The organism is Marvinbryantia formatexigens DSM 14469 (assembly GCF_025148285.1).
Lineage (GTDB): Bacteria > Bacillota > Clostridia > Lachnospirales > Lachnospiraceae > Marvinbryantia > Marvinbryantia formatexigens.
Genome location: NZ_CP102268.1, coordinates 2,679,053 through 2,694,920, shown reverse-complemented (window position 1 = coordinate 2,694,920; position 15,868 = coordinate 2,679,053). Strand labels below are relative to the sequence as shown.

11 protein-coding genes are annotated in these 15,868 nt (G+C 40.4%); all 11 read right to left on the bottom strand.

Annotated features, from left to right (window positions below; all coding sequences use genetic code 11):
• Positions 1-30: 30 nt before the first annotated feature.
• The 11 genes from NQ534_RS12675 to NQ534_RS12625 all read right to left on the bottom strand — a co-directional run bounded on the left by NQ534_RS12675 (position 31) and on the right by NQ534_RS12625 (position 15,863).
• Positions 31-1,365: an RNA-binding domain-containing protein gene (locus tag NQ534_RS12675; protein ID WP_006862989.1), complete on the bottom strand. Its 1,335-nt coding sequence runs from the start codon at positions 1,363-1,365 to the stop codon at positions 31-33.
• Between the two features lie 72 nt (positions 1,366-1,437).
• Entirely contained in the window at positions 1,438-1,593 is a 156-nt protein-coding gene (locus tag NQ534_RS12670) for a hypothetical protein (RefSeq protein WP_006862990.1), read from the bottom strand.
• A gap of 592 nt (positions 1,594-2,185) precedes the next feature.
• A complete protein-coding gene (ftsH, locus tag NQ534_RS12665) occupies positions 2,186-4,111 on the bottom strand; it encodes an ATP-dependent zinc metalloprotease FtsH (protein ID WP_006862992.1) in 1,926 nt (641 codons plus the stop codon).
• Positions 4,112-4,187: 76 nt separating this feature from the next.
• Entirely contained in the window at positions 4,188-5,084 is an 897-nt protein-coding gene (locus NQ534_RS12660) for an aldo/keto reductase (RefSeq protein ID WP_006862993.1), read from the bottom strand.
• 39 nt (positions 5,085-5,123) lie between these two features.
• Positions 5,124-6,944 carry an ABC transporter ATP-binding protein gene (locus NQ534_RS12655; protein WP_260042670.1) on the bottom strand — a complete coding sequence of 607 codons (1,821 nt, stop codon included), beginning with the start codon at positions 6,942-6,944 and terminating at the stop codon, positions 5,124-5,126.
• Positions 6,937-8,694 carry an ABC transporter ATP-binding protein gene (locus tag NQ534_RS12650; RefSeq protein WP_260042669.1) on the bottom strand — a complete coding sequence of 586 codons (1,758 nt, stop codon included), beginning with the start codon at positions 8,692-8,694 and terminating at the stop codon, positions 6,937-6,939. Before NQ534_RS12650 ends, NQ534_RS12655 begins: the two co-directional genes overlap by 8 nt.
• A 119-nt stretch (positions 8,695-8,813) precedes the next feature.
• The gene (locus NQ534_RS12645; RefSeq protein WP_006864700.1) at positions 8,814-9,233 is read right to left on the bottom strand and encodes a MarR family winged helix-turn-helix transcriptional regulator; all 420 of its coding nucleotides are present in this window, start codon (positions 9,231-9,233) and stop codon (positions 8,814-8,816) included.
• Between the two features lie 140 nt (positions 9,234-9,373).
• On the bottom strand, positions 9,374-10,243 hold the full coding sequence (locus NQ534_RS21550; protein WP_074680279.1) for an ABC transporter permease: 870 nt from the start codon (positions 10,241-10,243) through the stop codon (positions 9,374-9,376).
• Between the two features lie 618 nt (positions 10,244-10,861).
• Positions 10,862-11,494: a hypothetical protein gene (locus NQ534_RS12635; protein ID WP_006864434.1), complete on the bottom strand. Its 633-nt coding sequence runs from the start codon at positions 11,492-11,494 to the stop codon at positions 10,862-10,864.
• A 609-nt stretch (positions 11,495-12,103) separates the two neighbouring features.
• Positions 12,104-13,870 carry an ATP-dependent helicase gene (locus tag NQ534_RS12630; RefSeq protein ID WP_006864435.1) on the bottom strand — a complete coding sequence of 589 codons (1,767 nt, stop codon included), beginning with the start codon at positions 13,868-13,870 and terminating at the stop codon, positions 12,104-12,106.
• A gap of 1 nt (position 13,871) precedes the next feature.
• The gene (locus tag NQ534_RS12625; RefSeq protein ID WP_006864436.1) at positions 13,872-15,863 is read right to left on the bottom strand and encodes an ATP-dependent nuclease; all 1,992 of its coding nucleotides are present in this window, start codon (positions 15,861-15,863) and stop codon (positions 13,872-13,874) included.
• Positions 15,864-15,868: the final 5 nt, after the last annotated feature.

Sequence of the window (15,868 nt, the reverse complement as noted above, 5' to 3'; positions counted from 1 at the left end):
CCTATTTTGATTTACTTTTGCGGCATGATTTCACTTCAATATTTCCCATACTGGATTTTGTTTCGATTCAACTCTTCTGATATAGCCTTTATCCCTCAATGAATCCAATGCTCTCTGCACTGTTCTTACGGTTTTGGAAATCTTATCTGCAATTTCATCCCTTGATGAATCTGGTTTCTGCTTCAAAATAGCAAGAACCGCCATCTCCGTTCCGTTCAAAGTGACATCCAAAGTGACACTTGGAATGTCACTTTGAAGCTCTGGCCTATAGATGACAAACTTAAATCCATTCTCGCTGTTCTCATAGGAATATTTGATGCCGGCATCGTTACACAAGCTGTTAATCCTCTTGAATCCACTGCCAAACTGCTCTATGGATTTACTCAAATACAAAATTTTGGCAATCGTAGCGTTTCTGATTTCCGATTCGATATTGTCCTTTATGCATTCCTCCGGCTTATGTTTACTTGCGTATTCTCCGGGGCTGTAGACCGTAATCATTCCCGGATGAATGCATATCTCATGGATTGTCCGGCCATTATATATTGCATGTGCGAAACTATTTGCCAGCACCTCTCTGATTACTGCCACAGGAATTTCTGGAATTTCTTCTCTTTCTGTTCCGGTTATCTCGCTTCTCCATCGAATATTCTTTAAGATATATTCTTCCGCGATATTCAGCAAATTATAAATATTATCTTCAAACAGCTTCATATCAAGGAATGTCAGCTTCTCATCTGTCGCAAATATCCCGGCTTTCAGCGAGACTGGACGAGTGTTTCCGAAAAGTATTTCTCCAGCATTTGTTAAATGATTATCGCAAACAAGTCCAAATCTTTGCAAAATAATCGGGCATGTATACCTTCCATCAGGTAATCTTCCTACCGAAATAGCTTTTTGCCAAAATGATTTGATTGCTGGCTTATCAATTTGCTTTGCTGTTGCATTCGACTTTCCCTTTTCCCATAATTCCCGATATTTATTGGCAACAAAGAAAGCCTTTAATTCATCAGGTGTGACCTCTCTGTCTTCATCAGCCGTTCTCAGATAGTATCTTCCTGCTGCAGAATATGGGGCATTTTCGCCACTAAACTCTACTTTTATCAAATGTTTGTGATCCAGCACAACCTCTTCAATAACAGGATATATTTGAGGTCTGATATTCTCATATACTGCTCTGGAGACATCCCTTAATGATGACTCTGAGACATCCTGTCCAATAACATCACCGCTTGGTTTTACTCCAAAATACAACGTACCTATACCATGTTTATTTAAAATTGATGAAATCGAAACCATTGCTTCTTTCATTTCACCAGTTGTCTTCTTAAATTCAAGAGTTTCCGTTTCTTTTCCCAGATTCATGATGTCCCTCCCCTTCTCAAAGCGACACCATTATACCACAAAGTGACATTTTTTTCACTATATAATTTGCAATCAGAACTCTTTCAATGTGAAGAGCACCTCCCAGAGCGATCCATACAATGTATCCGAAACCAACTTCACCTGATACCCGTCAATATACATCTGCGTATCCACGATGTTCATGGTCTCTGTATTCAAATCTTCCACTATTTCATCTGATTTTCTCATATTGATTTACCTGCCTTTATGAGTTTATCACCCCCTATTATAATATGGATGATAAAGCAGGGATTAAACTTATTTTTCATTCTATCTTAATTTGCGCGACTTAATATTTCAATATATATCATCTACACAGCTTTTTGCAAAAATATAGTCTTTTGTATACATCGCAAAAGCAGCCATTAACACATAACATGTATCAACAGTTGTCACTGTAAACCGTAAATTCAACACATTGAAATTAGCTATTTCTCCTAATCCTTAATCCTATAATAATCTTCCATACCCGTGCTCAATTTCACATAAGTATCCAGTTTTGATTTCCGGTTGCTCTTCCGCACTAATTTCACGATACTTTCAACATGGCACGAGAGGGTAGAAAGTACGTCAAATACCCTGTCTCTCCGTCCAACTTAATCCACCGCTATTTTTATGCTCTCAACCGTAAACGGAAACATATCTATTTCTTATAGTAATTGGTTTATTATTTTTTCCACACCTTCTATATATTCGTCCATATGTTTTCTTTTGTAAACATAAATATAAGATGAATAGCCTTGCTGTTCTACAACAAAAGCTGCCTACTGTTTTTATTTCATTACTTTTCTATTAATTCCATAAGCTCCTTCCCACTAATGCTTTCCTTCTCCAACAGTCTGGTCGCAATCCGATCCAGCGCTTCCAGATTTTCTCTCAGCAGTTTAACAGCCTTGTCCTGGCAGCGTTCTATAATCTTGCGGACCTCTTCATCCGCCTCGGCTCCCGTCTGTTCAGAACAGGTCGATACATTGCGTCCGTCCAGATACTGATTCTGCGTGCTTTGGAGCCCCATAGAACCAAAACGCTCGCTCATACCGTATTGAGTTACCATTTTTCTGGCCTGCTCTGTAGCACGCTCAATGTCATTAGAAGCACCAGTGGTACTGATACCGAACTTCACAATCTCAGCGGCGCGGCCTCCTAACAATGAGGTGATCTGAGCCAGCAATTCATCCGCAGTCAGCAGATATCGTTCCTCCTCTGGGGCATTCATCGTGTACCCTAAAGCACCCATTGTCCTGGGAATGATTGTGATTTTCTGTACCGGCTGAGCATTTTTCTGCAAGGCAGCTACCAAAGCATGGCCCACTTCATGGTACGCTACCATCTGACGTTCCTTCGAATTTAATACGCGATCCTTTTTCTCCTTACCAGCAATCACTGTTTCCACCGATTCCATCAGATCTTCCTGAACAACTACATTCCGTCCTATACGGACAGCGCGCAGTGCTGCTTCATTGACGATATTCGCAAGGTCGGCACCACTGGCTCCGCTGGTCGCTAAGGCAATCGCATGAAAATCCACATCGGAGGACAGAGAAACCTTTTTACCATGAACACGCAAAATGCTTTCCCGACCCGGAAGATCGGGTTTCTCTACAATAATCCGCCTGTCAAAACGTCCCGGACGCAAGAGTGCCTGATCCAATATCTCCGGACGGTTGGTAGCCGCTAAAACGATAATGCCACCATTTGTCTCAAATCCGTCCATTTCTGCAAGGAGTTGATTCAGTGTTTGTTCCCGTTCATCATTACTGCCTAATTGATTGTCTCTCTTTTTTCCGATTGCATCAATCTCGTCAATAAAGATGATACATGGTGTATTCTTTTTTGCTGTCTGAAACAGGTCTCGAACACGGCTGGCTCCCACACCTACAAACATTTCTACAAATTCCGAACCGGTCAGATGGTAGAAAGGTACACCAGCTTCTCCTGCAACTGCCTTTGCCAAAAGCGTTTTACCTGTTCCCGGAGGACCTACCAGCAATGCGCCTTTGGGCTGCTGTGCACCAATGGCACGATATTTCTCCGGATTTTTCAGATAGTCCACCATTTCCTCCAGACTCTCCTTAGCCTCGTCCTGTCCGGCCACGTCCCGGAAAGTCACTCCAGTGCTTTTCTCCACCGTATAGACCTTAGCTTTGGATTTGCCAATGTTGCCGCCCATGCCGCCCATGAAACCACCAATACCGCCGCCCATGCGCTTCATCATTGCTTTCATCACGAGGAAGTACAGCAGATACATAATAGCAATCGGCAAAATCCAGCTCGCTATCGCAGAAAAGACAGAAGTCTGCTCAGGAATTTCTTTGGAATAATGTACGCCGTTTTCCCGGAGGAAGTTGGACAGATTGGAATCCTCTACCCTTCCAGTATAGAAGACCACAGTTCGGAAGGACATGGATTGCGTTTCCGGGATATTCTCCCAGTTATCTCCGTCTCCAAGGATCATGACTACATCCGTTTCTTCCACTCCATCTTTTAGGTAAATTTGAATCTGGTCATCATCCATGTAAACTTGTTCCACAACATCTCCCTCCACCAAATCCAGAAACTGGTCATAGCTGATTTGGATCTGGCCCACGGAGGTACGGCTCAGAGAAAACATATTCAGGATAAAAGTAATCAGAAAAAAGACAATGATTACAATAATCCATGTGGAACCTCGTTTTTGCCCCGGCAGTGAATTTCTGTTTTCATCCATAATATTTACCTCCTCGTCATGTCATTTGCTCAAGCTGACTGTTATACAGATCAGCATATGTATCCTCTGTGAAAGATCACTTGAATATTTTCACGTTGGCCCTGTCAGCTTCTTCCTGAAGGAGCTGTATTTCCTGATTCGTAAGCACTGTATTTACCGCTTCATGTAGCTGCTCAACCTGATAAGGTTTTCTGCAACCACAGATTGGCACGACACCCTTTGCAGCGCAAAATGCAATCGCAACCTGTGGAATCGTAATGTGGTGATTCTTCGCAACCTTTTCCATCTGTTCGTAGAGCAACGTGAGTTTTTCTTTCTTTCCATTCATCATTAGCTTTGTAATAGAAGCCTGTTTTTTGATGCGTGGATCTGTCAGCAGTCCTTCCTCCAGAACGGCCCAACCCCAGTATAAAATGTCGTTCTCATGGCACCAACCGAGTACCCCTTCCTCTTCCCATTTTCGGTCAAGCAGGGAATAATGGTTCTGCACGCCGTACAGAGGAACCCCGGCACTGTCTAAAAACGCCTTTGCCTGTTTACATTCTTCCAATGAGAAATTGGATACGCCAATATAATGAATCTTTTCCTCGTGGTACAATTCTATCATCTCGGCAAGGTTTTTCTCTGTGTCAACCGGACGGTGCAACCAATAAATGTCCACATAACCCCGCTTAAACTCTGCCAGATCCCGTTCCAGAGATTTGCGAACCTGCTCTGGTGTATATTTAGATGGCGGGGTAAACTTTGCAGAAATGATAATACCTTCTGTGCCAAATGCCCCTATTTTCTTTTGTGCCTTTCCAAGTCCGTAAACCTGAGCAAGGTCAAAAATCAGCAGCCCCTTTTCTTTTGCTGCGGCTATGGTATCCTTCAAAGTCTGGTCATCGACACTACTGCCACGGAACACTTTTGCCGCTACCGCACCGCCCCAAGAATTTGTTCCGATTACCGCTTTTGGTTTCTTAATATCCATGTTTAACCTCCAACTTGTTTTAGCCTCAACATTTTACTATTACGAAGCCTGCTCAAACTGGCTGTTATACAGTTCAGCGTAGAAACCGTTTTGGGCGAGAAGCTCCTCATGGCTGCCGCTCTCGATAATATCTCCATCCTTCATAACAAGGATACAGTCAGCATTTTTTATCGTAGACAGCCTGTGAGCGATCACAAAGCTGGTACGTCCCTCCGTCAGCGAGTCCATCGCTTTTTGCACTTTCTGTTCAGTACGGGTATCCACGGAACTGGTTGCTTCGTCCAAAATTAGCAGAGGAGCATCCTCTATCATGGCACGGGCAATCGTAATCAACTGCTTTTGTCCAGCAGAGAGACTGGCATTATCACCAAGTACTGTATCATAACCATCCGGCAGACGCTTTACAAGGCTCGTCAGTCCCGTAGCCGCACAGACCTCGTCCAGTTTTTTATCCGTCACACCGGTTTTGCTGTAAACAAGGTTTTCACGAAGTGTTCCTTCAAACATCCATGTGTCTTGAAGCACCATACCAAACAAATTATGGATGTTCTCTCTTTTCAGTTCGTTGATCGGCGTCCCATCTATGGTGATTGTACCGCCATTCAACTCATAGAACCGCATCAGCAGGTTTACCATCGTTGTCTTTCCAGCTCCGGTAGGCCCAACAATGGCAATTTTCTGTCCTGCCTTCACACGGCTGGAAAAGTCGTTGATGATGGTTTTGCCCGGATCATACCCAAATTTAACATGGTCAAAGATAACGTCTCCCTTTACGCTGCACAGTTCTACTTTTTTATAGCTTTCATCCTCCATTTCTTTTTCAGCCAGAAACTCAAATACACGCTCGCAGGAAGCAGCCATACTCTGTACGCTGGACAATGCCTGAGAAATATTCTGCAACGGCTGCGTAAACAACCGGATATACAGCATAAATGCCACGATTGTACCGAAAGAAATAGAACCCTGCACAGCAAGGACAGCGCCCACAATGCACACCACCACATACGCAAAATTACCGATGAAGATCATAAATGGCATCATCAGACCTGAGAGAAATTGACTCTTCCATGCACAGGCATACAAACGGCTGCTACGCTGATGGAACTCTTCTTTTGCTTTTCTTCCTCCGTTGTATGCTTTAACAACGGTAAACCCGCTGTAAGTTTCCTCTACCTGACCATTTAAGCTTCCAAGTTCCTGTTGCTGCTCGGCAAAATATTTCTGAGATTTTGAAATAATGAACAGAATACCAGAAAACCCAATCAGCGCTGCAATAATTCCGGTAACTGCCATAATCCAGTTTGTCAGGAACATCATCAAGACAGAACCAATCAATAGAGAGAGCGAAGAAACCAACGTGGAAAAACTTTGGTTCATGGTCTGGCCCACAGTATCCACATCATTGGTAACACGGCTCAATACATCGCCTGTTGAATGAGAATCAAAATATCTTAGAGGCAGCTTATTGATTTTTGTCGAAATATCACGGCGCATATTCTGCGTGATTCGTTGGGAAACAGTCGCCATGATGAAGCCCTGCGCATAATTGAGCAGAAACCCAAACGCATACAGGACAGCCAATAGGGAGGCAATCTGTACCACAGCAGAAAGCTGAATGGAAGCGGATAGACCTTCCGTAATCAGATCCGTTACTTCACTGAGTTTATTCGGGCCAATCAGGTTCAAGATAGCGCCTACGACAGAGAAAATGGCCGCTGCCAGAATGCTCCATTTATACCTTCCAAGATAATGAATAAAATCAGCATACGCCTTTTTCAAGTTCTTACTTTTTTCACCGGTTCCCATGCCTCCGGGAATACCAGGACTGTTTTGGTGATTCCTTGCGATTTTCTCAGCCATTGTTTAATTCCTCCTTTGAAAGCTGTGAGCTTGCAATTTCCTGATAGGTCACACAGGTTTTTAGCAGTTCCTCGTGGGTTCCTTTTCCTACGATCCTTCCATGCTCCAACGCAATGATTTGGTCTGCATGACGGATAGTGCCAATACGTTGCGCCACAATCAGCTTTGTTGTCTGTGCCGTGCTTTCGCTCAGTGCTTTTCGTAATGCCCGGTCAGTTTTGTAATCCAATGCAGAAAAGGAATCATCGAAAATCAGGATCTCTGGTTTTCTTGCAACTGCTCTGGCAATAGAAAGCCTCTGCTTCTGACCGCCGGACACATTTGTGCCGCTTTGTGCAATCGGGGCATCGTAGGTTCCTTCCATCTTTTCTACAAAATCCGTGCTCTGCGCGATAGCAACCGCCTCTTTGATTTCTCCGTCTGAGACAGTTCCATGTCCTCTTTCCCCATAGGCCACATTGGAAGCTACCGTACCAGAGAACAGCACCGCCTTTTGCGAAACATAACCGATTCGATTGTGCAGTTCCTCCTGTTTGTATTCCTGCACATCTGCGCCATCCACTAAGACCTGACCTTCGGCCACATCATAAAATCTGGGAATCAAATTAATCAGAGTGGTTTTTCCACTGCCTGTGGCACCGATCAATGCGATTGTTTCGCCAGCCCTTGCCGTAAAGCTGATGTCGGTCAATGTATCAGCCGCAGCGCCCGGATACCGGAAAGATACATGACGAAATTCTACCGTTCCGCATTTTTCAGCCTTCACTCCCGCACCATCATAAATGTGATTTTCCGTATCAAGTACTTCACAGATACGCCTTGCGGATACCTGCGCACGGGGCAACAACACAAAAATCATATTCAACATCATAAATGCCAAAATGACCTGCATGGCATAGTTAGAAAAGACCACCATATCCGAGAAAATCCCCAACTTGTCGGTAAGGCTTGCTGCCTCTATCAAATAAGCGCCAATCCAGTAAACGGCAAGTGTCAATCCTGAGTTAATCAGAGTCATGGTTGGTGACATCATCGCCATGACACGATTTGCAACCAAATTTGTGGAAGTCAGTTCGTCATTGGCAACTGCAAATTTCTTTTCCTGATAGCCCTCTGCATTATAAGCTCGCACCACACGGATTCCGGTAAGCTGCTCTCTGGTAACCCGGTTCAGGTTATCTGTCAACCCTTGAATACGCTGGAAGCGAGGCAGCGCAAAAATCAGTGTGACAGCAAGGGCAACCACCAGCACAAATACCGCTACAACAGTGGCCGCCGTCCATTGCCAGCTTTTTCCCGCAATCTTGACAACTGCCCATACTGCCAGAATGGGTGCTTTCATGATCGCCTGTAACCCCATAGCTACCAGATTTTGAATTTGAGTTACATCATTTGTCGTCCGGTTTATGAGGCTGGCAGTAGAAAACCGATCAATCTCTTCCATAGAAAAATCCATCGTCTTGTCATAAACACAATTCCGCAGGGTTTGCGCAAGTCCCGCCGCAACTCTGGCAGCAAAGAAACCTACAATAATTGAGGCCACCATACTGCCGAGAGCGCACATCAGCATATATCCGCCTTGTATCAAAATGTCCGACATAGCACTTCCCTCTGTCTGCACAAGCGTTGTGATACCGGACATATAATCTGGGAGCTTTAAGTCCAGCCATACCTGAATCACAACAAAAAGGATACTGGCGGCGACATAAAGCCATTGCTTTCGATTGAAATACCTGAAAATTTTAATCATTTTTCTTCCTCCTTTATGGTCTGTATGTTAGCTTGCTAATATTAGCAAGCTAACATTTTGTATTTTTATAATACCGCCATTTGGCGGTATTATTTCTATTCGTTGTCATCCGCTTAAATCTAAAATGAATCACGAACCTTCTGCAAAAGTGTAATTAAAATACGCCGCTCTGTTTCTGTCAGAGAGGAAGTCAATGCCATTTCGGCTTGTTCCATACGTTCTTTCGCCCTGCGGCAACATTCCTCTCCCAAAGGAGTGAGCTGTATGATTCGAATCCGTTTATCCTGTATGCTTCGGGTACTTATGACAAATCCTTTATCCTCCAGCCGCTTTACGATTCCTACCACTGTAGGTTTTGCAATATGCAGCACCTCTTCCAGTTCTTTTAATTCCATCTGCTTTTCAATGCTTTCGTCAAGTTCCATCAAAGCGCCGATTTGCGATACTGTCAGATCATCCTTGCGGAGCATATTATTTGCATTTTTTTCCAGCTCGCTGTTAATTTGTTTGATTAGCATACCACATACACTATCTTCCATTGAACAGACCCCCTTTCTGCAATAATCTTAGCACGCTAATTTTAATTTGTCAAGGATAACATCGCCATTTTCAATCTCTATATTAAAGAGTTCCAGTTTGGGAGGCCCCGTAATGAAGTCTCCCAAACTGAATTACACATTTATTCTGTACGCAGAGCAATCACAGGGTCTTTCTTCGCTGCCTTTTTCGCCGGAAGTAAACCGCCGATAACAGTAATAATCATGCTGAGCACAATCAAAACAACTGCGTAGTTAATTGGCAGAGACACACTGAGGTTCGTTGCTCCAAGCAGACTCTGGAGAACTGCATTGATCGGGATAGTCAGCAATGCAGAAATCGCTATGCCAAGCACACCCGCACAAAGGCCAATCAAGAAAGTTTCCGCATTGAACACTTCCGAAATATTACGTTTTGCTGCACCCATTGCCCGCAGAATACCGATTTCCTTCGTGCGCTCCGTAACGGAAATATGAGTAATAATACCGATCATAATGCAGGACACGATCAGCGATACGGCAACAAACGCGATCAGCACATAGGAAATCACATCTACCATAGATGTAAGGGAAGAAGTCAAAAGTTCTACATAGTCAGTGTAGCTGATCCGACTGTCCTCATCCACCGTTTTATTGTAATTTTCAATACACTGGGACACAGCTTCCTTATCCTCAAAGCTGTCTGTATAAATACTGATTGAGGCAGGCGCATCATAGCTCACTTTTCCGAAGGTATCCAGATTTTTTTCATAAGTTATTCCATCAATGTACTCGTCATAATATCGAAAGCAGAATCTCATCGTCGGGAGTTTCAACCAGCCATGTATCAATAGCTGCAGCCATTCATCTGGCGTGGGAATTTCGCCCTCACAAGGTATTTTCCTCCATTGCGCCCTTTTCTCCGGATCAGGGTCATTCCATCCTTTCTCAATGCGGGCAGAAATAATCGCCCGCATTTCTTCTACTGTAATATTCCGTTCACGAGCCAGACGCTCAAATAAATGTTCTCCCATATCAAAACCTTCTGCTGAATAGCTTTCCCATCTGTCTACCATACTATGAGTGTGTATGTCCTTTTCAGGAAATGTTGTATCTACCGATTGTGACTATTATAGCACCGTTTTGGGAATTAGAATAGATACAGATGGGCAGGTGATGATATGATGATATGGATGAGCAGAAGCGGCTCCTACTTGATTTAATGAATACGATGTGAAATGCACGTTGATTCCGCCGAAGGAACAACGTGCATTTGCCTTTTAACAATGCTATCAACTCAGCATACCATTTATCCAACCTGTCAACTCAACACCCCTAATATCCATTCTGTCCACTCAACTATCCGCCAATTTTACCGTTGACCAGTTCCCACAGTCCTCTCAACCGCAAAAAATCCGGGAGCCGGAACCGTTGTCCAAACAGTCCCAACTCCCGGAAACCCTTTGTTTTCTACATTTTTTTAGTTCGTTATTTTTCAACCCGTGACATCAATACCACGCACTCAACATGGCACGAGAGGACAAGAAGTATGTCAAATGACCTGTCCGTTCTCGGAAACATATAAAAAGCATTTTTAGTGCCATACCCGTTTGCGGAAACATATCTATTCCTATTGATATTTTCTAACTTCATTACGGTTCTGCATCCTTTTTGTCTTGTATATAACTAACTAAAAATTCCTCTATTGGTTCTATAAGCATTTTAATATTTTCGTAACCGTATCTTTCATTGACTCTCTGCCAACTTGAAATACATAATATCCCCATGACATTATTTTGTTTCTTTAGTACATAGGCCAAAAATGATCCCCACCGATTTAAATTCTTTTTTGATCTATAGTTAAAAACTTTATCAATTTCAGAATTACTATTTATATATAAATTCGCAAGACTATTTTTTCCCTGCATGGAATATTCAAATAATATTGGCTTAACTTCTGGTTCCTGCGGTAACCTATAGATCACCTGCAAGTTTTGATTCTCTTTATTGTATTTACACAAAGTAATACAGACATCGTCACTATCCTCTTTATCCTTTTCCAACATTTTTGAATATGTCTTTCTCAGTGTTTCCAACAAAATGTCAATTTCTTTCTCAGATACAATTCCTGTATTGTCTTTATTCACTTTTTCTAAATACTCCACGTGTAAATCTTTAAACTTTATATGTGTTCTATTTAATCTAGTTTGAATAATTGCCGTTACCACTGACGCAACTATTGACACTAATACTGCTGTTGCTGTCATTAAAATATCTATACTCATGTCAGTGTTCTCCTTCTTCTATTGAATTAATAAACATGCAAAAAACAGAATATCTACATATATAAATCGAGACCGGAACTATTATAATTGTTGAAAATAAGTTCGTTAAAAATTTAGCCTCATGAGTTCTAATTAAAACATAAAACAAAACTTGTATAACAATAATAAACAAGCACAAATACCTACATAAGCTTAATGAATTATCATTTCCATTTATATTTTTCTTTGTTTCAAACAAATCCAATGCCGTCGGAATTGTTAATGAAAAAGATAACAAAATCAAATCACCATTATTAATTAAATCCGATATATTGAATTTACCATCATAACTATCTGTGATTAGCGTAATAAATAATGGAAAAAACACAGAGAAGCATGACAAAACCAGCCATTTTAATGTAGAGCGATTATATTTTTCTCTTTGCTCCCCTTCAAAAATATAGTTATCTTCATATCGTTTATAAAAATTTATACGCATCCCAGTCCCCCAGAACTATGCAACTCAATCTTATATTTTCTATGTGTACAATATCAACATCAAACTCCTGCAAAAATTATACAATAGTTTGGTGTCATTTAGGCCCTCAAATGCAAATAATAAGATACAATTTATGAACCGCCTTCTAAAACTTCATATTTCCACAATTTTTCTGAAAATCTCTCACAAGTCTTTATTCCCTTGGTATCAAGCATAGCAAGCATGAGCAGTCTTCTCGGTCTTGTCATCGCTACATATGCCAAGCGCATTAATTCTTGATCAAGAGGCCCTTCCATAAGTAATTTGGGAGTAATTGTACTCCCTGTACGGCTTTTAACATAAATTAACACAGCATCGTAAGATTCCCCTTTTACTCCATGAATTGAGGAGCGGGTATACTTACCTTCTGTTTTTTTCTCAAAATATTTCCTTAACGGTATTTGTTTGAAATTCGGTGTCTTTTTATCACTCTGCTTTATCTTAAAAATATCCTTTAATTTTTTATCTATTGATATTTCATAACCATATCTAGCACATACTGAGTAAAAAAACGTTGAAAAGCTTTTTACCCATTCTCCAATTTCCGTTTCATCATCAGGCATATCTACCAAAATATCTATTACATAATCCTTCCATGTATCATCATCGGTATATTTCCGAATATTCTGGTTCATCACATATTCATCTATATCTTCATTGAAAATCATACTATATGATGCCTTTGATGCCTCTTGGTAGGCTTTTTTTCTTGAACCACACTTCCATTCATATGCCGCTTTAGCGAATAATTCTATTTCTTTACTTTTCCATAAACCTGCTATATCTGTATCAGAATATATCCTCCCTCTGGTTAAAACCGCAACGTTCTTGGGCAATATCTCTATCCCCATTTTGCTGCACTTATCAAGAAAGTAGTTAATAATTTCATCCTCCGAATTTTTCTTTGTCAGCAATAAAACCGGCTTTTCCTTTTCGTCTTTCCATTCACCTATTGCATTATTGCTACCATTTCCCTGCAAACTGGCAGAAAAAAGCGAAGTAACATTACAGATATTCTGTGAACTTCTGAAATTCCCCGTCAATTCTATAGTTTCCCAATTTGGATCTTCTAATTTCTGGAGCATACACTTTGGATTTGCGTTTCTCCATTCATATATCGACTGATCTGGATCTCCCACCAAAAATATTGATTTCATTCCCGATTCACTTAACAAGTCAAAAACTGCCATCTGACTTATCGATGTATCTTGAACTTCATCAATAATAATTATCGGAAATCTTTCCGCTATAGCAGCTGCCACTTCCGGATACTTCTTTAATAGTTGATATGCGAATAACGCCGTCTCATTCTGAAAAACAATTCCCCTGTCCGACAACATCTTCTTATATTGCTGGCATGGAAGCATCTTCGCTTTTCTTCGGTCACAAATTACCTGTTCATTTCCTTTATAAAGTTTTTTATCAACTCCATAATAAAATTGCTCTATATTATCTACACACCCATTCTTATTGCATTCTGACCGCCAATATTTGTATGGTATCTTCCAGTTATCAGACAGTGCTATTCTTGGACGCACTTTACCAACAGTATGCAAATGACCGTAACGCAACACAATAAATTCATCAATAAAACTATCCACAGTTCCAATAAAATGAGGATATCCCAGTTTACCTAAACTACCATGAATTGATTGTGCTTTTTCATATATTTCATTACTTGCCACATTCGTAAATGATAATACTGCAACACCGCTGTGGTAATCCTCCCAATTATCCACATACGATAGTAATTTATGTGCAACAGTATACGTCTTCCCACTCCCTGGACAGGCATTTATAACCACCTTACCCTCTGCATTCAAAAATTCTTTCTGTTCTTCCGTCATTTTCTCTACCATACTATTGCTCCGTCACACTATAAATCGCATTTTTCAAATAATCTGGGATAACAAACTCTTTCTTAATTTTCTTTCCTTTTTTTCTTAATTCATGCTGGTCACTAATTACTTGACTTATGTATTGTGCAACTGCTCCTTTGCATTTATCTCTGGTTCTTATAAACAGCCATACACATGCTGCTTTTTCACTTAATTGAGATAACGAGCTAACCTTCGTTTCTAACTTCGGACCCAATTCCGTATAACATACTTTCAATGCTTCTACCATATAATAAACATTATTTTCACTACAGCATAATGCATACTCTAATGTTTTAGTTGCCGTAAATATGTTTATCCCCGCACCAGAACATAATGTTGTCAAATCATTACATCTATCCGAAGGTTGTCCATTTTGTAGGTTTGTAGCAACTTCACTACTGACATCATCATAATCATAATTTTTGTCAATATAGTCTTTTTCATTCTTTTTAGCACATCTGTCATCATCCGTAATAACGGACACTTTTGAAAAACAGGTCTTAACTTTATCAGATGATAAGAGATTTACAAATGGTGTAAATGCAACACTATCTACATTGACCAATTCTACCGCATACTTTTCAAAAGGTCTGCCCAATGCCTTCGCCATTGCCGGAAGTAAAATTGCTTCACTGATTCCTTCTACAAATAAAATTCCTCGCGCAAAAAACATCTGAGATTTTGTTACATCCAAGTACCTCTGTAAATATTTTTTATTCTCCTCTGTTAGGTTTGTTTGTGAGAAAGGCAAACAATATTTCTTATGCCCATACTCATATAACAAATTAATATTATCTATATCTATTTTTGAAGCCAGCGTAGGAGAATGTGATGTATAAATTATCTGGATATTACCATCATTTTTATTTGCATCTGATAAAAAATCATGTACCAATTCCTGTAGTTGCGGATGCAGATGGGCCTCTGGTTCTTCGACTAACAAAAGATTTTGATAAACTCCACCCCTCTCAATTGCCATATCACCAAGTACTGCTGACATAAACAACAAATTATTATATCCCAAGCCATTCTGATATAGTTCAAAAGATTTATTCGCTATTTCACTAATTCTATCTGCTACTTTCTTGTCAAGTTCAGTCTCACTATCCAAAATAGAGATTTCAAAATATATGCCCTTTGCATCATCTTGTATTTTTTTCAGATCCATATTACTTTGAAAATATGTATGTGCCGTTTCATAAACAGCATCTTCCTTATTTATTAGAATCCATTTTGGCTTAACCCATGCGCGTAGGGAAGATGCAATTGAATCAAACCTCGGTTCTACTAAGCCAATATCAATCTGTTGATTTAAAAATTCCTGTTCAATTCTTGCAAGATTTTGATTTATTGTATTTCTCGTCTTTTTTAACTGTTCTTTTTTCAACAAATCATTATTTGCGTTATTCAAAATCTGAACTAATTCTTCCCTAACAGCTTCTTCTGGAACCAAATTTCGAAGTAATTGTGCCAGTTTACTGTTTCTTGAAGGTTTCATCTCACTTTCTGAATCTCGCAGTGCCCCCAAGAAAACTACATCTGTTGCCTCAAATGTATCTGAAGATAATTGATTTCCTTCTGTTCCAAATCCCCAATAAACTGACCGAACCTTTTCAGTTCCATTGGGAGCGATATATTTTTCAAACTTAATATGAAAATCCCCTCCCATGCCACTCTCACTTTGTGGATTCCAGATTTCCGTCATTCTACGAGGTACATCCTCCAAATACACATCAAATTGAGTGTAGTCTACCACTGTTCCATCTTCACAAACATGAAAATCCGACTTTGAAAAGAATATGTCTTTTCTATATGTCACAGTTGAATAAACAATCCTAAGCGCATCTATTACAGAAGATTTACCAGAATTGTTTTCTCCAATAATTGCATTTACGCCCTTATTAAAAATAAGTTCTATACCCATTTCATCAAATATTCTAAAATTTTTTATAATAAGTTTTTTTAAATACATTTTCC

Coding starts and splice junctions, on each gene's coding strand:
- NQ534_RS12675 (WP_006862989.1), bottom strand. CDS start 1,365: ATGAATCTGGGAAAAGAAACGGAAACTCTTGAATTTAAGAAGACAACT.
- NQ534_RS12670 (WP_006862990.1), bottom strand. CDS start 1,593: ATGAGAAAATCAGATGAAATAGTGGAAGATTTGAATACAGAGACCATG.
- ftsH (WP_006862992.1), bottom strand. CDS start 4,111: ATGGATGAAAACAGAAATTCACTGCCGGGGCAAAAACGAGGTTCCACA.
- NQ534_RS12660 (WP_006862993.1), bottom strand. CDS start 5,084: ATGGATATTAAGAAACCAAAAGCGGTAATCGGAACAAATTCTTGGGGC.
- NQ534_RS12655 (WP_260042670.1), bottom strand. CDS start 6,944: ATGGCTGAGAAAATCGCAAGGAATCACCAAAACAGTCCTGGTATTCCC.
- NQ534_RS12650 (WP_260042669.1), bottom strand. CDS start 8,694: ATGATTAAAATTTTCAGGTATTTCAATCGAAAGCAATGGCTTTATGTC.
- NQ534_RS12645 (WP_006864700.1), bottom strand. CDS start 9,233: ATGGAAGATAGTGTATGTGGTATGCTAATCAAACAAATTAACAGCGAG.
- NQ534_RS21550 (WP_074680279.1), bottom strand. CDS start 10,243: ATGGGAGAACATTTATTTGAGCGTCTGGCTCGTGAACGGAATATTACA.
- NQ534_RS12635 (WP_006864434.1), bottom strand. CDS start 11,494: ATGAGTATAGATATTTTAATGACAGCAACAGCAGTATTAGTGTCAATA.
- NQ534_RS12630 (WP_006864435.1), bottom strand. CDS start 13,870: ATGGTAGAGAAAATGACGGAAGAACAGAAAGAATTTTTGAATGCAGAG.
- NQ534_RS12625 (WP_006864436.1), bottom strand. CDS start 15,863: ATGTATTTAAAAAAACTTATTATAAAAAATTTTAGAATATTTGATGAA.